The organism is Paenibacillus herberti, from assembly GCF_002233675.1.
GTDB classification, from domain to species: domain Bacteria; phylum Bacillota; class Bacilli; order Paenibacillales; family Paenibacillaceae; genus Paenibacillus_O; species Paenibacillus_O herberti.
Genome location: NZ_NMUQ01000004.1, coordinates 124992 through 145962, shown reverse-complemented (window position 1 = coordinate 145962; position 20971 = coordinate 124992). Strand labels below are relative to the sequence as shown.

The following is a 20971-nucleotide window of genomic DNA, read 5'->3' as shown; positions in this document are numbered from 1 at the left end:
GCTCCCTAAGGGGTCGGTTATAATGGGGACTGGGGATGAACATGGTGCAGGGCCGATTGGCCGCGCTATTACAGGAGGAATTTGCTTATGGATGCTCTTGGATATGATTTGGATACATGGAAGGTATTTTTTGAAGAAAACTGGCTGGTGCTGGCGGCGGGACTGGTTGTACTGCTACTCGTCATCGGTATTGTGAAAACCGTAGCCAAATGGGCTTTAGCTGCCGTAATCGTCGTCGGTCTTGTGCTCTACAGTGGGTATAACTTACAGGATCTCCGCGATCTTGGAGGCAAAGTCCGCGATCAGGCCGTCACGGCGATGGCCGGCGAAGCGGCAGGAGCGATGTACAAGGACAACGGAGATGGCACATATACCGTGTCGACTCGCAATTTGGAACTTACCGGCACGAAGGGTGAGGACAAAGTGAGTGTTTCTTTTAAAGGAGCACCGCTCGGCACCTGGAGCATTGATGGAACAATCCGTGCTTTGATCGACGGAGCGAAGCAAGGAAGCTAAGCCAGAGTGTGAAAAGGGGGAGGAGCAACGAATGGACAACACGGGATGGCTGCAAACGCTCCTTAACCTGGAGCCGGTAACTCTCGTTGTATTGTTGCTGATTTTATTTTCGTTGCTGCAAGGATTGCGTCGTGGGGCAAGAGGTTCTTCCATGCGGTTATTCTCGTTTTTGTGGGAAGGGATGCTGCTCGTAGTCTCGCTGCTCGGCGCAGCCCGTCTAGCGCAGCTCTTTAGTGAACCGGCGGCAGCATGGTTGCAACGGACTGTGGTAGTGCCACAGCAAGAGCTGGGGACACTGGAGCAGGCTTGGTATACATTCCTTACGAGCGTGCGCGATCTGCCTCTACTGCGCATGGGGGTCTTGTTCCTGCTAGCTTATATTCTGCTGCGCTTGCTGCTGTCTGGATTGACACCGCTGGCATGGAGGCTGTTCGCGAGCGCATCACGTCCGCGGCGGAGCGAGGCTGATTATAGAGATGAGAGAGTGGAAGAGCATGATGAGGAGTACGCGACAGAGAGTCGGAGCGAGCGCTGGGGCGGGGGCGGTCGAATCGTCAGTCATGCCGCTGGTGCGTTGCTGGGAGGATTGCATGGCATCGGCCGCGCTCTTGTGCTGCTGGTTGTCCTTTTCTTGTATGTCTCGCTGTTTCCAACAGCTCCGCTGACGTCAGGCATCGAGAGTTCGCCAGTATATCGCCAAGCGGCTGACAAACTGCTACAGCCGGTAGCCGGCGGGTTACTGGCGGAAAGCGGACCGGTTATTAGCGAAGCCGTCGGCAGTGAACTGCAGCAGATCATGCAGCGGAAGTATGATATCGTCGACAACTACATTCCAGAGGAAATCGACGAGGCGGCAAAGCAGGTTACTGCAGGAGCCGGAGGCGACCGCGAACGCGCGGAGAAGTTATACGACTGGCTGGGCACGCGAATTGCCTATGATTGGGACAAGGCCAACAACTATACCGAGCGTGGGGTGTGGAAGGAGCAATCTCCAGAGGACACATTCAGCAGTCGCAAGGGCGTTTGCATCGACACTTCCCGGCTTTATGCCATCATGGCTCGTTCGGTCGGCCTGGAGGTCAGAATTGTGACGGGACTTGGCGCTGATGGAAAAGGGGGCTTTGGTTCCCATGCTTGGAACGAGGTCAAGCTTGCCGATGAGAATGCGAAGTGGATTCCGCTTGACGCGACCTGGGCTCAGTCGGGGGATTGGTTTGACTCGCCTGATTTTGACAAGACGCATATTGCAAAAGCCTAACTCAAACACGCCTTCCGAGGCGTGTTTTTTTCATTCGACAACTTTAAAGCCGCTTCCAGACAGCATTCGGAAGCGGCTTTTTGCATGCATAAGGGAGCGCGTAGTGGTGTCCGAGCGATGCGCTCTCTTTTGTAAAACGTACAATAAAAGTTGTTCGAGGGCATATATGTTCACTCAATATAAATATGTTGCACATAAGAAACAATCTTGTGTAATATAAACATACAAAAGCAACGCCATGCAGTTTAGTGGACTGGTGTGGCGCATAGGGGATAGGAGCGATGGGATTTGCATCATTGGAGCAAGGGTTGGGAGAGGTTTATCGGCAGCTTGTTGCTGCTTGGCGTGATGCTGATCGTTCAGGCCTGCGGCAAAAATGAGGGGGAGAGCGTTGGGGAGCCGGGCGGCGTAATCGCGATTACGGCAACGACAGGCATGATCGCCGATGCCGCCAAGGTGGTCGGTGGAGATCGGGTGAAGGTGGAGACGCTTATGGGGCCTGGCGTGGATCCCCATCTTTACAAAGCCTCTTATGGAGACATGGTGAAGCTTGACGAGGCGGATGTCGTTTTTTATGGCGGACTGCATCTGGAGGGGAAGATGACGGAGGTGCTGAAAAAGCTCGGCCAAGTGAAAACAGTAGCCGCCGTCACGGACACGATGCCCAAGGGGAGGCTGTATGAGGGTGAGCCGGGCTCCGGCATACCTGATCCTCACGTCTGGTTCGACGCCAGCTTATGGACTTTCACCGTGGAGATGGTGCGTGACACGCTCATTAGCGAGGATGCCGCCCACGAGTCCCAGTATCGGCAACGAGCAGACGCCTATATCCGGGAGCTGCAGCAACTTCATCATTATGCTCAGGAGCAGCTTGGTTCCGTGCCGGAAAAGTACAGGGTGCTGGTGACAGCGCATGATGCATTCGGTTATTTTGGCCGCGCCTACGGGCTTGAGGTCATTGGTCTGCAAGGCATGAGCACGGCCTCAGAATACGGATCAAAGGATGTTTCAGCACTTCGGGACTTCCTTGTGCAGCGAGAAATTCCGGCCGTGTTCGTGGAATCCAGCATTCCGCGCAAGTCTATTGAGTCGGTTCTGGAGGGCGCAGGCAAGCTCGGCCATGAGGTCATCATTGGCGGTGAGCTGTTCTCGGATGCAATGGGTGAGGAAGGAACGCCGGAAGGAACGTATGTCGGCATGTTCCGGCATAACGTCGATACGATCGCGAAAGCATTGAAGGGGGAAAAACAGTGATGATACTAGAGGTGGCAGGCTTGAGCACCGCTTACCGCAGCCAGGCGGTGCTGCGGGATGTCAGCTTCTCAGCGCCAGAGGGCGAGCTGATTGCTATCGTTGGCCCTAACGGCGCCGGCAAATCGACGCTGATCAAAACAATTCTAGGTCTGACTCCGTCTCTCGGCGGGAGCGTGAGCGTCTTTGGCCGACCGATTGGCGATGTGCGCACCCGCATCGGTTATGTGCCGCAGCGGGAGTCGGTCGATTGGGATTTTCCGACACATGCACTCGATGTCGTGATGATGGGACGATACGGACGTCTTGGCTGGTTCCGCCGGCCGGGGCGCAAGGAGAAAGCGATAGCAATGGAATGCCTGGCTGGTGTGGGGATGGAGGCATTCGCCGAGCGGCAGATCAGTCAGCTGTCCGGCGGCCAGCAGCAGCGGGTATTTCTCGCTCGTGCGCTGGCGCAAGATGCAGATCTTTATTTCATGGATGAGCCGTTCGCCGGAGTGGACGCCGCCACCGAAAAGGCGATCGTTGAGCTGCTGCGCCGCCTGCGCTCGGAGGGCAAAACGGTTATCGTTGTCCACCATGATTTGGCGACTGTCCCGGAGTATTTTGACAGCGTGCTGCTGCTCAATGTGACGGTTCAGGCCTTCGGTCCTACCGCTGAAGTGTTTACCGAGACGAATCTACAGCGCACTTATGGCGGGCGAGTGGCATTCGCGGTCGCGGCAACCGGCCAGGCAAAGGGGGCGGAAGCATGATGCAGCTATGGGATTCTCTAGCCGCGCTAGCAACGGATCCTAATCTTCGCTGGATCGCGCTCGGTTGCATGCTGCTCGGCTTGAGCAGCGGCATGATCGGTTGTTTCGCGTACCTGCGGCGGCAGAGCTTGATGGGCGATACGATCGCGCATACCGCACTGCCCGGTATTTGCGTCGCTTTTCTGCTGACCGGCGTTAAGTCGCTGCCGGTATTCATGCTTGGAGCAATTGTTGCAGGCATCGCGGGAACTTTGGCTATTCGCGTCATTACGGCGAGATCACGCATCAAAGCGGATGCAGCTATGGGCATTGTACTCTCATCTTTTTTTGGCATCGGTATCGTCCTGCTCACGATGATTCAGCATAGCGGAGATGGCAGCCAAAGCGGACTCGACAAGTTTCTGTTCGGCCAGGCTGCTTCGATGGTCGGTTCTGATGTGCAGCTGATGGCCGGCGTAAGCTTGCTGTTAACGTTCGTTTGCACTTTGTTGTTCAAAGAATTCAAGCTGCTCGCATTCGACCCGGCTTTCGCCAAAGGCTCCGGCTTCTCGACCTCGCTGCTCGACTTCATCATGCAGGCGCTGGTCGTAACAGCCGTAGTCGCCGGAATTCAGGCAGTCGGCGTCGTTCTGGTCGCTGCTCTGTTGATCACACCTGCGGTGTCCGCGCGCTTCTGGACGGAGCGGCTGGATCGGATGATCATGTTATCCGGTGCTTTCGGCATGATCAGCGGATTGCTCGGTGCATGGATCAGCTCTCAGGTGTTTCAGCTGCCGACCGGACCGGTCAGCGTGCTGGCCGCAGCCTTTGTATTCCTCGTGTCCGTGCTGTTCGGAACCAAGCGCGGCCTGCTGACGATGCGGCTGACGCGTAGCCGCGCCCGCCAGCAACTGCAAGCTCTGCAAGGCTCAACGGCATCGGTGAAGGAGGCGGGATAAGGTGAGCATGGATTTCTGGATTCTTTTGACTGGTTCATTGGCGGCTGTCAGCTGTGCGGTGCTGGGTTGTTTCCTTATATTGCGCCGGATGGCGCTGATGGGTGATGCGATTAGCCACTCCGTGCTGCCCGGCATCGTCGTCGCTTACATGATCAGCGGCTCCCGCGACTCCATCCTCATGCTAGTCGCCGCTGCGATCATGGGACTGTTATGCGTGTTCCTCATTCAATGGTTCAACAATCGCGGTATTCAGAGTGATGCTTCCATCGGGGTTATTTTTACATCTCTGTTTGCAATCGGAGTTGTACTTGTCAGCCTCAACGCCAGACAGGTCGATCTCGACCTGGACTGCGTCCTTTATGGAGAGATTGCCTATACGGCCTGGAATACGCTGCAAATTGGTGGCATGGATCTCGGACCGCGCTCCGTCTGGCTGCTCGGCGGGACGCTGCTGCTCGTGCTTACAGTCATCGGACTGTTCTACAAGCAATTCAAGCTCTGCGCATTCGATCCGATGTTGGCCCTCGCTCTCGGCATCCCGGCGGCATTGTTCCATTATTTGCTTATGGGACTCGTTTCCGTCGCCACGGTCAGCTCATTTGAGAGCGTCGGCGCGATTCTTGTGGTCGGCCTACTCGTTATCCCGCCTTCAACGGCTTATTTACTGACGGACCGACTCGGCGCCATGATCCTCATCAGCGCTGCTTGCGGCGTAGCTTCAACTGTACTCGGCTTCGCGCTCGCCGTTTGGCTGGACGCATCAATCGCGGGCTGTATCGTCGCGGCCGCTGCGATATTATTCGCAGTCACCTTCCTGCTCTCGCCGAAGCATGGGCTGTTGTTCGCCAGATTGCGCCGGACTCGCCTTAGCCGCTCAACGGCTTGACCGAAATTAGAAGCAAAACTTACAGTCCGCCGAAAGACACGCCAAAATCGAACGAGGATTAGCCAAGATCGAATGGAGAAGTGGAGCGAGCGCTGCCCTATAATGAAAGAGCCGGCAAGTTCAAACGTTTGAACTGTAGCAAAGCCAATCCGCTTTTGAGATGCTCTCCTGCTATGATAAAATGGCAGAAACCATTTATTTGGCTGGGAGGAAAGCTCGACATGTACAAGTTGCTTGCGCTAGATATGGACGGAACGCTGCTTACGGACGAGCAGACGATAAGCGATGAGAACGCAGAATGGATTCGCCGAGCTATGGACGCAGGGGTGACGGTATGTTTTTCGACCGGGCGCGGCTTTCAAGGCGCTCTTCCCTTCGCGGAGCAGTTGGGGCTGGAGACGCCGCTCATTACGGTTAATGGCAGCGAGATTTGGAGCAAGCCCCATGTGCTTTACCGGAGAACGCTCATGAATGCCGGAGAGCTTCGGAGGCTGCATGAGCTTGCTCTGCACCATGTTGAACCGTGGTATTGGGGCTACGCGGTGGAAGGTATTTTCAACAAAGAGAAGTGGATCGAACCAGCAAATGACTACGAAAATCTGCATTGGCTCAAATTCGGCTATCACACTGAAAATGACGCTATCCGTGCGGAGATTCGCCGTGAGATCGAAAGCTGGGGCTCGATGGAAATTACTAATTCATCACCATGGAATCTGGAGCTTAACCCGCTTGGCGTAAATAAGGCCTCGGCCGTTCGCGAGTTATGCGGTGTGCTTGGCATTGCAATGGATGAGGCGGTTGCCATCGGCGACAGCCTGAACGATATCGCTGCAATCCGCGAATGCGGCCTTGGTATCGCAATGGGCAACGCGCAGGACGAGGTCAAAGAAGCGGCGGATGCCGTCACTTTGAGCAATAACGAGCATGGTGTGGCGCATGCCATCCGTGAGTTCGTGCTGAAGGGAGCTACAGTGAGATGACGATGGACATCATCGGCTGGATTCTCGTTGTCGTTTTGTTCATCGTCGGCATGGCAGGGGCGGTTTATCCCATTCTGCCGGGAGCATTGGCTATTTATGCGGCTTTTTTCGTATATGGCTTTTTCATCAGCTTCAAGCCGTTCGGCTTCGTATTCTGGACGCTCCAAACGATCATCGTTGCCGCGCTATTTATCGCCGATTATGTCGTTAACGCCTGGGGTGTCAAAAAGTTCGGCGGCTCGCGGGCATCGGTTATCGGCAGCACGATAGGTATCATCATCGGACCGTTTGTCATTCCCGGTTTTGGCCTGTTGATCGGACCGCTGGCGGGCGCTGTCATCGGTGAACTGATCGTTGGATCGAGCTTCGACAAGTCGCTTAAAGTTGGCTTCGGAGCCATAATCGGTTTGCTGTCCAGCACGCTGGTCAAAATCATTCTCCAACTGACGATGATCATCCTGTTCGTCATTTGGATTCTCATGTAGCTTTCTTGAATCATAACTAAAATACCGGAAGCTAAGCTTACGGAACATTCGGAACATAGAAGGAGATAGACCCATGAAAAAACTTACGATCTGGAATGAGTTCGTTCACGAGCAAGAGCAAGAGGAAGTTCGCCAGGTATACCCGGATGGAATCCACAACGCATTGGCCAAAGGTCTTGCAGGCGCGGATCTGCAAATCCGTACCGCTACGCTGCAAGATGCAGAGCATGGTCTGAGCGAAGAGGTGCTTAACGATACGGATGTGCTCATCTGGTGGGGACATATGGCTCATGATCGCGTTGAGGATGCAATCGTGGAGCGCGTACATAAACGCGTCATGGAAGGCATGGGCTTGATCGTACTGCACTCCGGCCACTTCTCCAAAATCTTCAAAAAGCTCATGGGCACAGGCTGCGACCTGAAATGGCGTGAAGCTGGCGAGCGCGAGCGTATCTGGGTCGTTAATCCGGCGCATCCGATTGCTTCTGGTCTGCCTGAGCAATTTGTACTTGAACAGGAAGAAATGTACGGCGAGCACTTCGACATCCCAGCTCCAGACGAGCTCGTTTTCCTTAGCTGGTTCGAAGGCGGCAACGTATTCCGCAGCGGCTGCACCTTCTATCGCGGCCAAGGAAAAATCTTCTACTTCCGTCCAGGTCATGAAACTCATCCGACCTACTACGACGCGAACGTGCTGAAGGTTATCTCCAACGCTGTTCAATGGGCTGCTCCATCCGGCGCAGCAACTCCGGTACGCGGCCATAGCGAGCCGTCACTGGAACCAATCAGCGCTAAAGGTTAATCCATTTTCCTGCCTGAAAGCCCGTTTCGCCAAGCCCCGTTGGGCTGGTGGAACGGGCTTTTTTTGCTAGTTGGACTAGCCTCATTGGGACAATAGAGCTGCTTCTCTAATTTAACAGCTAGCATCTACCACTATGAGAATGGAGGGAACTCTATCCCCTGAGCCTTTTGCGTCGCCCGTTGGGCCAGGCTAGGCTTTTGTGATACACTGTCAGAAGTTATGATCTCAGATATTCTCAGATCGGATGATCTGCAAGGAAGAAGGATTACCTCACCATGACCAAAAAAGATTCCCTAATCCGGGGCACCCTGATCCTCGCGGCGGCGGCACTCATCGCCCGGGCGCTCGGGCTGTTCCAGCGCGTTCCTTTGGACTATTTATTCACAGGGGGCGGCTCCGGTTACCTGGCGGTTGCTAATAACGTCTACCTGTACCTGCTCGTCATTGCTACCGCCGGTATTCCGAGCGCTATCAGCAAGATGGTGTCGGAGCGTTACGCGCTTGGCCGACCAGAAGAGGCGCAGCGCATTTACCGTGCAGGCCTGTTATTTGGCGCTGTTACCGGTGTTCTATTAGCCGTAGTGCTGTATATAATTGCCCCGTGGTATGCGGAGCATTTGGTCAAGTCACCGGCAGCGACAGGCTCTATTCGAGCAATTGCGCCCGCATTAATTCTGTTCCCGATCATCGCCATGATGCGCGGTTACTTCCAGGGCCGCCAGATGATGAGTGCCGGCGGCATCTCCCAGATTGTTGAGCAGATTGCCCGTGTGTTGCTTGGTATTGCGCTGGCTGTGACTGTATTTAATTGGGGCTGGGGCGATACTTGGGTATCAGCAGCAGCGACTTTCGGCAGCGTATTCGGCAGCCTTGGCGCCTTCCTCGTCATGCTCTATTATGCACGCAAGCTCAAAAAGGCGGATATGGAGGAGCAGCTTGCTGCCGGCGCGGAGGCAATCTCTGCTGCACGAACTGCCCGAGCTGCAGCATCCCAGCTTAAGCTGGGCGGCATTTACAGGGAAATATTCAAGATGTCGATTCCGGTCGTTGTTACGGCGATGACGGTTCAGTTCATTTATTTGATCGACTCGTCCTTTTTCATTCGTTGGACTGAAGGTTTTTACGTCAACGGCGAAACGGCAGAGAAGATTCGGAACTACTTGATCTACAATGGCCAATCGATTGCCGGCCTCCCGCCGATTCTCGCCATCGCGCTCGCTCAGTCGATCTTACCTGTGCTCTCCGCAGCATATTCGGTCGGCAAGCATGACGAGGTACAGCGCCAAGCTTCGCTCGTTATGCGCATCGTTGTGTTTACCGGCGTGCCGATGGCGCTGCTGCTGACTGTGGCTGCACATAGCGTCAACGGGCTGCTGTTTGCCGACCCCAATGCAAGCGGCATGGTCGCTGCGTTGACGATCGGAACGATTTTCCAAATTACAATGCTGACGACAAATTCGATCTTGTTCGGAATCGGCACACCCCGCCCGGCGATGATCAGTACGCTGATCGGTTATGCCGTTAAGGTTTTCGGCAGCATGCTGTTGGGACCAGTCATGGGTGGTTATGGTTTTGTACTGGCATCTATGCTTTGTTTTATGATCATTACCGGCCTCAACCTGCTCGCAATCCGTAAAAAAGTTAAGCTGCAGGTGCTTGGCAAACGTTGGGCGCCTTATCTTATCTCTACTGTCATTACGGCAGTTGCCGGCTTCGGCACAGATATGACTGTGCGCGGCGTGTTAGGTTCGATGATGAACGCCAAGCTCGTCTTCTTGGCTGGTTCATTGGCGACCGGAATTGTCACCGGCCTCTTCTATCTTTTCTTACTCATTGCGCTCGGCGTAATCCGCGAAGCGGATGCAAAAAGCTTCCCGGGTCCACTGCGTAAGCTGTTGCTGCCATTCGTAAGACGTTTCGGCCGTCGCTCTCCGGAATCCGCTGCCAGTGCTTGATACACGGCTATAGGCCTCCGCATTTCGCAGGCATTCTCTCTCTCTAGCATTTCCCAACTGTTTCCTACCATGGTAGAATAGATAGGATTTAAGTAGAGAAGAGAGAGGGACGTGGTTCTATGAAGGGGAAGTTTCGCTTAGGAATTAGTATGCTTTGTCTCTTGATGGTTGTGGCAGCAGGCTGCCAGTCCGTTGGTGGACTTGAGCTGAATTCTATGATCAGCAAAGCTTTGAAGGCAGAAACAAAAGAAAGCCGAGGCAGCATTGCGCTGAACGTCGATTTTGCTCCTGAAGCTTATGAAGGCATGACGGATCGCGAGCGCCAGCAGATGGATCTGCTGCGTGACTTGCGACTGCGCATCGATTCCGCCAAAGTTGAGAGTGCTACGCGCAGCTCGGTAAACGGCGCGCTGCTGATCGGCGGCAAGGGGATCGGTTTCTCGATCCAACAGGATGAGCTCAAAGCGGTCATGCGGGTGGACGGTCTTAAACGTCCAATCGTGTTGTCGCTGGACGAAGCATCGTTGCTCAACCTCGGCAGCGACGTGGCAAGTGGCGCTTCTCTCGAAGATCTGGCGAGTGAGGCATCTGAACTCGTGGTAAGCGGAGAAACTCCTGCTGCCACAGCGGAGCAGCAGGCCCAGTTCGGACGCAAGCTGGTCGATCGTGTTGGCGGTTACTTGATCTCCAATCTGCCTAACGCTAGCGGGCTCGACGTGAAACCTGTGTCGGAGGATGTTTACGGCGGCGGCAAAGCTATGTGGCAAGTAGATGCCGGATGGAACGGCATGGAAATGTTTGATTGGGCTCATGCTTACGTCAAGGCGCTTCTGGCTGATTCTCAAGGGCTGAACGCTATGCTTGACGGCCTGTTCGAGGCGCTGCAGGAGCATCCGGAGATGAACGCTTTAAATGAGGACGGCGAGCCTCTGCAGGATGGGGATAAGGAAAGCTTCATCGCCGATGGCAATGAAACACTCAACGAAATCCTGCAGGATGCTGCTGAATCCATGCAGGAAGTGCGGGAAGAGGGAGGACTGGAAGAGATGTTCACTCCAGCATCCGCTCTAAAAGTCCATCTGATGCTTGACGGCAGCCTTGACATCCGCAAGCTGGATGCCTCGCTGACCTGGCAGCCTGGTCCAGCCATGGCTGAAGAAGATGAATTCCCAATCCGCTCCGTGTCGCTGCGCGTGCAAATGGACAGCTGGAACGTGGATGGACCAGTTCGTGCAGATCGTCCAGAGGTCGCTTCGGATAGCTGGGATCTAACGCGCTGGATGGAATCCGGTCCTTCCCGCCTGCTTCGTGATTTTGACAAAAACTCCGACGCCTATAAGCTGCTCAAAAACGAACTGCAGGCTGGCAAACAGTCCGCCGTTTTCTACTCGGACGGTTACCAATCGCTAATCTCGATGCCTTCCGGCCAAACGCTCGTTCCTCTGAGAAGCTTGACGTCGAGCCTGGATGCTTCTGTCACGTATGACGGAGCACGCAAGAAGTGGAAGATATACGATGAGGCGAAAGGTAACACCATCTGGATCGCCACGGGCAGCAAAGTGGCTTACGTAGGTGGAGTCAAATCACAGCTGAGCTTCCCGCCGACGGTTGTTGATGGAACGCTTTTTGTACCCGCTCGTGATTTTGCCAAGTTGCTCAAGGCGTCCGTAAGCGTGGAAAAAGATTCCTATTACTACTCCGTCGAAATTGCTCGCGAGGTAGGGTAGAAAAAGAAAGGGAGATGCTGGATGCAGAAGCTGACCACAGTAGAACAATTCCGCAGCCTGGCGGGAGAGAGCGGTGTAACCATGGCCGTGTTCAAAACGACCTGGTGCGCCGATTGCCATTTTATCGATCCATTCATGCCTGAGCTGGAGCAAAAGTACGCAGGCCGCGTCTCATTCGTAGAAATTGACCGCGATGATATGCCGGATCTCTGCTCCGAGCTAAATATTTTGGGCATACCAAGCTTTATCGCTTTCCGCGATGGCAAAGAGCTAATTCGCTTTGTAAACAAGCTGCGCAAATCCCGCGAAGAGATTGAGCAGTTTGTGGAGCGCGCACTTGAAGTAGCAGACGCGCTTCCGAACAACTGACGCTGCGCGGCAGTGGCAGCTTAGCTCTTAAGTGCGGCTGCACTCTCTGACGAGCAAGCTCCCGTATGCTGTAAGCGAACCGCGCGGCAGTGGAGCTTAGCTCTTAGGTGCAGCTGCATGTGCTGCCGGGCTAGCGAAGCGCCCAAGCATTGCAAATGTTGAGGCCGGGCCATTGGCTCCGGCCTCTTTTTTTACCTTTACAGCAGCATACATAACTCAGCGGCTCGTGTGCAGTTTTCGGCCGATTTCATGACCAACTCATACGCTCAGAAGGCTTCCATACAACTCGCAGCTTTTGCCAAAAAAATCGGCGCAGAGGATGTCCCGGAATGGGGCAAACTAAACCCGGAAAAGCCGCATCAGAACAATGTCTGGACGCCCCCATTATGCCTTGGAATGCTGACAGTATCGTCACATTTTCAACATGGCTTTTGCATTTTTTTGCCGCTATAATGAGGGTTGTATCCATAGGAAGAAGGGGTGACAACCAACAATTATGATCTCCCGAGCTTACCGCCTGCTTGCATGGATGTCCTGTATCGGCATGTTCGCTGTACTTATGGCTGGCGCACTTGTAACCAATACTGGCTCCGGTCGGGGCTGCGGCGATGACTGGCCGCTTTGCAACGGCGAGTTTATTCCCGCTTTCACGCTCGAGACCGCCATTGAATATTCCCATCGTGCCGTTAGCGGCTTAGTCGGCATTATTGTCGTCGTGACATTTGTGCTTACTGTTAAGCTTTACCGTCGGTATTCTTTGAAAGAACCGCTCTGGTATGCGGGCGCATCGCTGTTTTTCACTGTTGTCCAAGCTTTGATGGGGGCTGCCGCAGTTGTGTGGTACCAAAGTCCTCCTGTCATGGCGCTGCACTTCGGAATTTCGCTGCTTGCGGTTGCTTCCACCGTATTGCTTCTCATATGGGTGGCGCGAATGCGCAAAGGGTATGATTCATCTGTAGCTTCGAAGGTGCCGCGATCCGTTTATACCCTGGTGATAACAGCATGTATTTATTGTTATGTCGTTGTTTATATTGGCGCTTTTATCCGTCACACCGACTCTGGAGGCGGTTGCCTTGGCTGGCCGCTTTGCAATGGACAAGTCGTTCCCGAAATCAATGGCGCTGCAGGCTATGTGTTTATTCATCGCATAGGAGCTATGCTGTTATTCTTCCTGTTCCTCTGGCTATTTCTCCATGTGCGCAAGTATGCTGGAGCAAGTGACGGGATGACGCGCTCTGCCAAATGGGTCCTTATTTTAGTCATATGCCAGATTTTTAGCGGTGCATGGCTGACGTTGACAATCGGTAATGAAGAATGGTTCATTTTTGCCAATATGGTGCACAATCTGATAGTAACGATACTGTTTTCCATACTGGTTGATCTTGGTGTCCAGGCTTGGAAAAGGCAGGAAGGACGAATGTAATGAATTTTGCGAACTTGAAGCAATTCACGGAAGCGCTACGCGCCGATGGTGATCTGGCGATCATCGATGCGCCGGTTGATCCTAATCTGGAGCTCGCTGAGATTCATCGCCGAGTTATTGAGCAGGAAGGTCCAGCTCTTCTGTTCACGAATGTGAAAGGAAGCACATTCCCTGTGCTGACCAATATGTTCGGCACGGCGCGCCGCGTCGATCTAGCCTTCGGCACGAAGCCGGAGCAGCTGATGAAAACAGTCGTCGGCGCCGCCGAACGACTGCTTCCACCGACAATGAGCGCGATCTGGGGCGAACGCGGCATGATGTTTGACCTGCTTAAGGTCGGGCTGAAAGATGTTCCAAACAGCGCTGCGCCAATCCTTCAGCATGTTCGGCGCGAGGCTCCCCTGAAGGGACTGCCGTTCCTAACTAGCTGGCAGGAGGATGGCGGTCCATTCGTGACTCTTCCGCTTGTGTATACGGAGCATCCAAACCATCCCAAAAAGCATAATCTGGGCATGTATCGCATGCAGATTTTTGATGATTATACGACAGGCATGCACTGGCAAATTCATAAAGGCGGCGGCTTCCATTATCATGAGGCTGAACAGCTGAATCAAGAGCTGCCGGTCAGCGTGTTCCTCGGCGGACCGCCCGCGCTCATCGCGGCTGCAATCGCTCCGGTGCCGGAGCATTTGCCAGAGCTGATGATCGCTTCGCTCATTCTCGGCAGCAAGCTGCCCGTAACGCAGGACCCGCTTGGAAGCCACCGCATCCCGGCAGAAGCAGAGTTCTCAATTCACGGTACCGTGCCGCCGCATCTTCGTCGTCCAGAAGGGCCGTTCGGAGATCATTTCGGTTATTATTCGTTGCAGCATGATTTCCCGGTGTTCAATGTGAAACATGTTTATCATCGCAAGGACGCGATTTATCCGGCGACGATTGTTGGCAAGCCGCGCCAGGAGGACTACTATCTCGGCGAATACTTGCAACGCCTGCTCAGCCCTGCTTTTCCAATGGCTATGCCTGGTGTTAAGGATCTATGGGCTTACGCAGAAACTGGCGTTCACGCACTGGCAGCAGCCGTTGTACGCGAAAGCTACTCGCGCGAAGCGTTGGCAACTGGCTTCCGCATTCTAGGCGAAGGCCAGCTGACGCTGACCAAGTTCCTCATGTTGACCGATCAACCGGTCGATCTTTCTAAATTCGATGTATTGTTGGAAACGATCCTTGAGCGCTTCCAGCCGGAAACGGATCTGTTTGTTTTTGATAACACATCCCATGATACATTGGACTATACAAGCGGCAAGCTGAACCATGGCAGCAAAGCGCTGTTGATGGGCGTCGGCGATCCTGTACGAACTCTGCCCTATGAATATACGGAGGGGCCAATTGCGGAGATTAACGATATCGCCGTTTATTGCAGGGGCTGTCTGGTCGTCTCCGGCGCGGCTTACGCGTCCGACCCTGAGCTTGCAACCAAGGTGCTGGAACGCGTCGCTGCTCGCGGTACGGAATGGCCGCTAATTGTGCTTGTTGACGATGCCAGCGAAGTTGCTTCGGCTCAGACGCCTTTCCTGTGGACGGTATTTACTCGTTTTAACCCGGCGGATGATATTTACGCTCTTGCCGATGCACGCCGCCATCATCTTGCTTATCATCTTCCGATTGTCATTGACGCTCGTATGAAGCCAGGTTATCCAGACGAGTTATTCCCACGTGAAGATATTGTGCAGTTGGTCGACAAGCGCTGGAAGGAATACTTCCCTGGAGCTTGAATTACAAAATAGGGCAGAGGAGGTAAGGCAACATGCTCCGCATATTGTTTGGTGAAGCGCCTGCTGAACCGCAAGGCGTAATTGCTGAGGCGACGCGGGTTATGGGAACCTATGCCTCCATCCTTCATGATTTTGCCCTCCAAGGCCGCGACCGGGATCATAAAGCGCGTACCCGCGAAATCATGACGCTTGGTCTCATCGCTTCTCTGGATGAGCTGGAACAAAGCTGTTATGCCGCCTCCCGATTCGGGGCAATGGTCACGAGTGATTCATGGGATGACATGTTCCAAGAAGAGCGCTTGAACTACAGACGCTATGTTTATTTTGACAAAAATGCTTTCATTCGTCTCTTCTCCCTGCTGGATAAGCTGGGCATGCTGCTCAACGATGTTTTAGGGCTGCACACGGAGGAATTCAAAGAGCGCTTTTCCTACTTTACCGTACTACGCCGGATGAGGGAGAAGGGGCTGCATCCCGCGCTTGCTGGACCCCTCACAGAGCTGAAGGTCAAGCATGACAAGCCAGTCGTTCGCATGCGCAAACGGCGCAATGAGGAAATTCATAATCTTAATTCCGAGCTGCAGGATGATCTGCTGCAAATGCATCTTAATTTTGGCGACGAAATCGCTCTGGAAAATATCCGTGCCCAGATGGATGATTTGGAAAGCGGCTTAGCCATGGTGGCTGCGTCCCTGCAGCTGGCTTTTGCGTATATGGGAAGCCTGATTCACAACCCGAGCCCTGCTGGCGGGTAAATCGCAAGGAGGACCAATGTGGAGCTGAAAGGGAAAACGGCGCTAATTACCGGAAGCGCTAAAGGCTTGGGCAAACGGGCGGCTGAAGAGCTGGCCCGTTTTGGCTGTGACATCGTGCTTAACTATCGTTCTAGCGGCGATGATGCCAATGAACTGGCAAATGAACTTGCTAAGCGCTATGGCGTACGCTCTTGTGCGATTCAAGCGGATGTCGCTGTGCCAAGTGATACCGGCAAGCTGGCTCGCCAGGCGCTGGAGCTGACCGGACAGGTGGACATTCTGGTCAATAATGCCGGCCCGTTCATTCGCGAGCGGAGAGTGTTCGCCGAATACGAAGAAGAAGAGATCATCGCCTTGCTGCATGGCAACTTGCTTGGTTCAATGCTGCTTGATCGACATCTGCTCTCAGGCATGAGAGAGCGGGGCTGGGGACGTGTCATCCACTTCGGCTTCGGCCATGCTATGGAGGGGCGTGCGTGGCCTCATCGAGCCGTTTATGCGGCAGCGAAGACGGGTCTCGTTTCCTTTACAAAGACGCTTGCGGTAGAGGAAGGGCAGTATGGCATTACCGTTAATATGGTCTGTCCAGGTGATATTCGCGGAGACTTCAAAGAGAAGTCTATTGCCGACGTAAGGGGCATCTCCGACGAGGAATCGCCGCTAAGCCGTCCGGGTACAGGTGAGGATGTAGCGCGTGTCATAGCTTTCCTCTGCTTGCCGCAATCGGACTTCCTGACCGGCAACATCATTGATGTGACAGGCGGTTTCGATCCGATTCGTACGAGCATCAAGCCCTCTACTCAAGGCTGAAACGACGCGATTAAAGCGAGACGCAGCAAAAAACGGCTGGCTTCCCTGATGCAGGGAGCCAGCCGTTTCAATTCCGTTCAAGCGGATATTAAAGCTTGATTAGAATACTTGGACAACCTCTTGTACGCCTTCAACTTCTTCCAGCAGGGCGCGTTCGATGCCCGCTTTCAGCGTGATCGTGGAGCTAGGGCAGCTACCGCATGCGCCTACGAGACGGAGCTTGATGATGCCGTCTTCAACATCCACGAGCTCTACGTCGCCGCCGTCGCGTTGCAGGAAGGGACGAAGTTTGTCAAGAACATCCAGTACTTCATCATACATCGTGCTTTGTGCGTTTTCGCTCATTGCAATCAACTCCTTTCTTACCTATTATAATACAAAGCAACGTAATTGAAAATGGAGGCGAGTACCGTCCGGGCTGCCGGTTAGTCCGAGACAATTGCTTCCAGTCAAAGGTGGTAAAAGGATGCTGAAGCCCGTCATCGAATTCTGCTCCGGCAACATGCATCATGGTACGGACCGGCTGATGAACGCTCTAGAACAGGATGACCGATATGAGGTCATTGAATACGGATGCCTTGGTAATTGCGGCGAATGTTATCTTTCGCCGTTTGCGATGGTTGACGGCGAGATCATTAGCGCCGAGTCGGTGGAGCAATTGGAAACGGCCTTGCAGGAGGGGATTATCCGCAAGGCCGCTCAGCGCGAAGCGTTGGACAAGCTGATCGACGATTTATAGATCGATTGATTTAGCCTGAGTGATTTTTGGAACGCCAGAGCACGCCGGTTTTGAGTACTCGCGGCACACGGCCCATTATGGCCGTTTTGCCCATGAGGCCAAAACCGGCTTTTTTGCCGAGAGATCCGAGAGTTCCCTTGAGCTTAATTTTGCCGAGCTTTGGTGTGCGGCCTTTCCAAACTGCTCCCATAATGTCAGCGACTTGTTTACCCATCGCTCCGGCCAGCTGACCGCTCGGCGAGAAGGGTACGGAAGCACAGTCACCAATGACGAACACCTCTGGATGATCGGGCAATTGATGCAGCTTGTTCAGTACCAGCCGGCCCTGATTGTCCTTGGCAACATTCAATTCACGCACAACCTCAACCGGCTGGATGCCGGCCGTCCACACCGTAGCGTCGGTGTAAATGGGCTCCGGCGAATTGCTGTCATGCAGGATGCTGCCTTCCAGCAGCTTCAGCGAAACATGTCCGCGCATTTCCACATGATGCTCCAGGAACCAAGCTGCTACATACGTCTTGAGCTTCGGCGGGAAAGCCGACAGAATGCTCGGTCCGCGATCGATGATGCGGATGTTCAGATCCTTGCGTGCTTCGCGCAGCTCGGCTGCGATTTCCACGCCGCTCAATCCTCCGCCGATAATCGATACTTGGCCGTAAGGTTTTACGTCCCCAAGCATCTGATACGTTTGACGTGTGGAAGAGAAGGTCTGGATGCTGCTGGAGTATTTTTCAGCACCAGGGATGCCATGATAATTATCGGTGCAGCCAAGTCCGATCGTCAGCCAGTCGTAGGACACCGGGTCTTGACCTTCGAGCAAAATGCGCTTGTTGTCCAGATCGATGCCAGATACTTCGCCGTAGGTGATCAGCAGCCGCGAATCGCTCGGGAAAGGTACCCGAAGATCAATCTCTGGGGACGTTCCCGCAGCTAGTGCGTAATATTCTGTTTTGAGCCCTTGAAAAGGCATGCGGTCAATAAGGACAATAATCGTGTCCGATGGAATTTCTCCGTCCAGAAGCTCCTGGGCAAGAGCCATACCGCCGTATCCGCCGCCCAGAATGACAAAACGTTTCATTGTATCCCAACCCTTGCTTCACATTTCAGCTGATGGATGAACCTAATATGCTCGCAGCAGACGCTCTTTACTCAAAGACCTTGATCTCATTGTAGAATGTATCGCGCTCAACCGGAATGCGGCCTGCACCTTTTATTAACCAGATCAGGTCTTCTCGTGACAATCCTTCCGGAGTCAATGCGCCTGCAGCATGGCTGATCCGCTCGCGAACGAGTGTGCCGTGCACGTCAGAAGCGCCCATCGTCAGGGAAACCTGAGTCAGCTGAGGGCCGATATTAATGAAGTAAGCCTTGATATGATTAAAGTTGTCCAGCATCAGGCGGCTGATCGCAATGGTTTTGAGATCTTCATAGGCCGAGTTGCGACGGCGGATGCCCGCCTTCGGGCTATGCGGCTGCATGGACAACGGGATGAACACGAGGAATCCGTTCGTCTCGTCTTGAAGCTCGCGGATCGACAGCATATGTTGAATACGCTGCTCATGAGTTTCAACGGCGCCGTAGAGCATCGTTGTATGCGTTTTGATGCCGAGCTCATGCGCTGTGCGATGCACATCCAGGTATTGATTCACGTCGGCTTTTTCAACGCGCATTTTTTTGCGGTATTGATCGGATAGAATTTCTGCACCGCCGCCTGTAAGCGACTCCAGACCTGCCTTCTGCAGCTCTTGAAGCACCTCACGATAGCTCAGTCCGCTAATGCGAGAGAAGAAATCGATCTCAGCCGCCGTATACGTCTTGAGCGTCACATGCGGATACTGCTTTTTGAGCGCGGCGATCGAATCCACATAGTATTGGAAGGGAACATGCTGGTTATGCCCTCCGACGATATGGAACTCACGCACCGTTGGCGTAATATGCTTATCGACATAGTCGATCATCTCTTGCGGCGACAGCGTATAAGCGCCCTCGTCTCCCTGGTCCTTGCGGAAGCTGCAGAACGCACAGTGAGCTTCGCACACATTGGTGAAATAGAGTGTCATCGTATCGATAAAATAAACCTTTTTGCCGTTCTTGCGCAGATTGACCTCATTAGCCATTTGCCCGATGCTGAGCAGATCGTCGGACCGGTACAGGAATACACCGTCTTCGAGGCTGAGCCGCTCGCCCGCGCTGACTTTCTCGCGGATGCCTTGCATGACGGAAGCTTCCGTCGGGGTAATGATGTTCATTTAAAAAGGACCTCCTTGTCCGGGTATCCTGCGCCCGTCCGGCTGGCCGAGGCGGGCAGTATGATAGAATGGTGTTCGGCAGAGCAGTGGAACTGTGCAGCGATAGAATAATTGGACTATGAACCGTGGTTCAAATAGAAAAATGGACGGATAGACGGCTTATCCTTATCTACCTTTGTGAAAAAAAGAACTTTCCCGCGCGTCTATTGCAAACAAATCGTATTCATTATAAACCTAAGGCTCTAAAGCTTCAACAGTAAAACCGCATTTGGGAAGCGAATGCAGCGATGCCAATTGTACCTTGATGTCCTCTCTAAGAGGACGCGGGAAAGGGATAAAGCGGTGCTTGGAAGGTGGATTGTTTGCCTGGAGCGGATTGTGGGGCTGATGTGGCTGCTTTGACGGAAAGAATGCGGCCAGCGCTAACCGTGCATTAACTAACTCAAAAATAAGCTGCCGGGAGCAAGCCATCGATTTGTCGCTTGCCGGTATGTTGCGCGTTCATCCCTTGAGCCTGCGGAGGAAGAGGAGTATACTTGAATTATGTAAGCAAGTAGTTGATTATCGCTTTTGAACAGGAGGATGAAATTCATGATCGAGATCAGTGAAACGGCCTCGGATAAAATAAGAGAAATGCTGTCGGCGGAGGAAGGCCAGGGCTTATTCCTGCGCGTAGGCGTCAAAGAGGGCGGCTGCAGCGGTTTCTCCTACGGAATGGGCTTCGACGACGAGCAGAAGGAAGACGACCAGGAGCTGGCTGTGAACGGCGTCAAGGTTGTCGTCGACAGTGAGAGCTCCAAGTACCTCCGCGGCCTGGAGATTGACTGGAAAGAAGGCGCCATGGGCGGCGGGTTTACCATTAACAATCCGAACGCAACGGTAACTTGCGGCTGCGGATCGAGCTTCCGCACGGCGAGCGATGCGGGTAAGCCTAAGCCGGATGAGTGCTGAGTAGCAGTAGTTAATAATTAGAGAATAATAAGAAAAGGGGCTGTCTCAAAAGCTCCTACAACACAAATGAATACTGCGCGTCAGCAAGACAGGAGGAGACTGAGCCAAGCTCAGTCTCCTCCTGTCTTCGTTTATATCTGCCTTAACGGTTTTAATAGCGTAACGAAACTGAGAAGCCCTATTCCGGTAAAACCGAAGGATTTCGAGGCGTAACGGAACTGAGAGAAGTTATTTCGGCATTATCTTGGGGCTATCGTCATTTCTGACCCAAATAACGCTTCTCAGTTTTGTTAGCTGCCTCGAACCCTTGTTTGATGGGAAATAAGCTCTCTGAGTTCCCTTAGATTTAA

General features: G+C 53.6%; 21 protein-coding genes. 18 read left to right on the top strand and 3 right to left on the bottom strand.

Annotation, left to right across the window (positions count from 1 at the left end; genetic code table 11):
* The first annotated feature begins 87 nt into the window (after positions 1–87).
* The 16 genes from CGZ75_RS23215 to CGZ75_RS23140 all read left to right on the top strand — a co-directional run bounded on the left by CGZ75_RS23215 (position 88) and on the right by CGZ75_RS23140 (position 16682).
* The gene (locus tag CGZ75_RS23215; RefSeq protein WP_089526767.1) at positions 88–516 is read left to right on the top strand and encodes a hypothetical protein; all 429 of its coding nucleotides are present in this window, start codon (positions 88–90) and stop codon (positions 514–516) included.
* Between the two features lie 31 nt (positions 517–547).
* Positions 548–1774: a transglutaminase domain-containing protein gene (locus tag CGZ75_RS23210; RefSeq protein ID WP_089526765.1), complete on the top strand. Its 1227-nt coding sequence runs from the start codon at positions 548–550 to the stop codon at positions 1772–1774.
* Positions 1775–2122: 348 nt separating this feature from the next.
* The gene (locus tag CGZ75_RS23205) at positions 2123–3028 is read left to right on the top strand and encodes a metal ABC transporter solute-binding protein, Zn/Mn family (protein ID WP_089526984.1); all 906 of its coding nucleotides are present in this window, start codon (positions 2123–2125) and stop codon (positions 3026–3028) included.
* Positions 3028–3780, top strand: coding sequence for a metal ABC transporter ATP-binding protein (locus tag CGZ75_RS23200; protein ID WP_089526763.1), 753 nt, complete (start codon positions 3028–3030; stop codon positions 3778–3780). The genes CGZ75_RS23205 and CGZ75_RS23200 overlap by 1 nt, the downstream gene beginning before the upstream one ends.
* Positions 3777–4718, top strand: a complete 942-nt coding sequence (locus tag CGZ75_RS23195) for a metal ABC transporter permease (RefSeq protein WP_245851098.1) — start codon at positions 3777–3779, stop codon at positions 4716–4718. Before CGZ75_RS23200 ends, CGZ75_RS23195 begins: the two co-directional genes overlap by 4 nt.
* Positions 4719–4725: 7 nt before the next feature.
* Complete coding sequence (locus CGZ75_RS23190; protein WP_089526982.1) at positions 4726–5604, top strand: metal ABC transporter permease; 879 nt, start codon at positions 4726–4728, stop codon at positions 5602–5604.
* Positions 5605–5825: 221 nt separating this feature from the next.
* Complete coding sequence (locus CGZ75_RS23185) at positions 5826–6584, top strand: Cof-type HAD-IIB family hydrolase (protein ID WP_245851096.1); 759 nt, start codon at positions 5826–5828, stop codon at positions 6582–6584.
* A gap of 2 nt (positions 6585–6586) precedes the next feature.
* Positions 6587–7069 carry a DUF456 domain-containing protein gene (locus CGZ75_RS23180; RefSeq protein WP_089526980.1) on the top strand — a complete coding sequence of 161 codons (483 nt, stop codon included), beginning with the start codon at positions 6587–6589 and terminating at the stop codon, positions 7067–7069.
* 73 nt (positions 7070–7142) lie between these two features.
* Positions 7143–7871, top strand: a complete 729-nt coding sequence (locus CGZ75_RS23175; RefSeq protein WP_089526761.1) for a ThuA domain-containing protein — start codon at positions 7143–7145, stop codon at positions 7869–7871.
* Positions 7872–8146: 275 nt separating this feature from the next.
* On the top strand, positions 8147–9826 hold the full coding sequence (locus CGZ75_RS23170) for a putative polysaccharide biosynthesis protein (RefSeq protein WP_089526759.1): 1680 nt from the start codon (positions 8147–8149) through the stop codon (positions 9824–9826).
* Between the two features lie 119 nt (positions 9827–9945).
* Positions 9946–11553 carry a copper amine oxidase N-terminal domain-containing protein gene (locus CGZ75_RS23165; RefSeq protein WP_089526757.1) on the top strand — a complete coding sequence of 536 codons (1608 nt, stop codon included), beginning with the start codon at positions 9946–9948 and terminating at the stop codon, positions 11551–11553.
* A 21-nt stretch (positions 11554–11574) separates the two neighbouring features.
* Positions 11575–11922, top strand: coding sequence for a thioredoxin family protein (locus CGZ75_RS23160; protein ID WP_089526755.1), 348 nt, complete (start codon positions 11575–11577; stop codon positions 11920–11922).
* 496 nt (positions 11923–12418) lie between these two features.
* On the top strand, positions 12419–13345 hold the full coding sequence (locus tag CGZ75_RS23155; RefSeq protein ID WP_089526754.1) for a COX15/CtaA family protein: 927 nt from the start codon (positions 12419–12421) through the stop codon (positions 13343–13345).
* Positions 13345–15117, top strand: coding sequence for a UbiD family decarboxylase (locus tag CGZ75_RS23150; protein WP_089526752.1), 1773 nt, complete (start codon positions 13345–13347; stop codon positions 15115–15117). The genes CGZ75_RS23155 and CGZ75_RS23150 overlap by 1 nt, the downstream gene beginning before the upstream one ends.
* 32 nt (positions 15118–15149) lie before the next feature.
* Positions 15150–15872, top strand: coding sequence for a Cthe_2314 family HEPN domain-containing protein (locus CGZ75_RS23145; RefSeq protein ID WP_089526750.1), 723 nt, complete (start codon positions 15150–15152; stop codon positions 15870–15872).
* A gap of 24 nt (positions 15873–15896) precedes the next feature.
* Positions 15897–16682, top strand: coding sequence for an SDR family oxidoreductase (locus CGZ75_RS23140; protein WP_089526979.1), 786 nt, complete (start codon positions 15897–15899; stop codon positions 16680–16682).
* A gap of 99 nt (positions 16683–16781) precedes the next feature.
* Here CGZ75_RS23140 and CGZ75_RS23135 read toward each other — a convergent pair whose 3' ends face one another.
* Positions 16782–17027 (bottom strand): NifU family protein, encoded by a 246-nt coding sequence (locus CGZ75_RS23135; RefSeq protein WP_089526748.1) that lies wholly within the window; start codon positions 17025–17027, stop codon positions 16782–16784.
* 121 nt (positions 17028–17148) lie between these two features.
* On the opposite strand from CGZ75_RS23135, the gene CGZ75_RS23130 reads away from it, so the two are divergent.
* Positions 17149–17421 carry a YuzB family protein gene (locus CGZ75_RS23130; RefSeq protein WP_176444991.1) on the top strand — a complete coding sequence of 91 codons (273 nt, stop codon included), beginning with the start codon at positions 17149–17151 and terminating at the stop codon, positions 17419–17421.
* Positions 17422–17431: 10 nt separating this feature from the next.
* On the opposite strand, the gene CGZ75_RS23125 is transcribed toward CGZ75_RS23130, so the two are convergent.
* Both CGZ75_RS23125 and mqnE read right to left on the bottom strand, forming a co-directional pair.
* Positions 17432–18499: an NAD(P)/FAD-dependent oxidoreductase gene (locus CGZ75_RS23125; protein ID WP_089526746.1), complete on the bottom strand. Its 1068-nt coding sequence runs from the start codon at positions 18497–18499 to the stop codon at positions 17432–17434.
* 67 nt (positions 18500–18566) lie between these two features.
* The gene (gene mqnE / locus CGZ75_RS23120) at positions 18567–19670 is read right to left on the bottom strand and encodes an aminofutalosine synthase MqnE (RefSeq protein WP_089526744.1); all 1104 of its coding nucleotides are present in this window, start codon (positions 19668–19670) and stop codon (positions 18567–18569) included.
* Positions 19671–20261: 591 nt separating this feature from the next.
* Between mqnE and erpA the strand changes: the two genes are divergently transcribed.
* On the top strand, positions 20262–20621 hold the full coding sequence (erpA, locus tag CGZ75_RS23115) for an iron-sulfur cluster insertion protein ErpA (protein WP_089526742.1): 360 nt from the start codon (positions 20262–20264) through the stop codon (positions 20619–20621).
* The last annotated feature ends 350 nt before the right edge of the window (positions 20622–20971 follow it).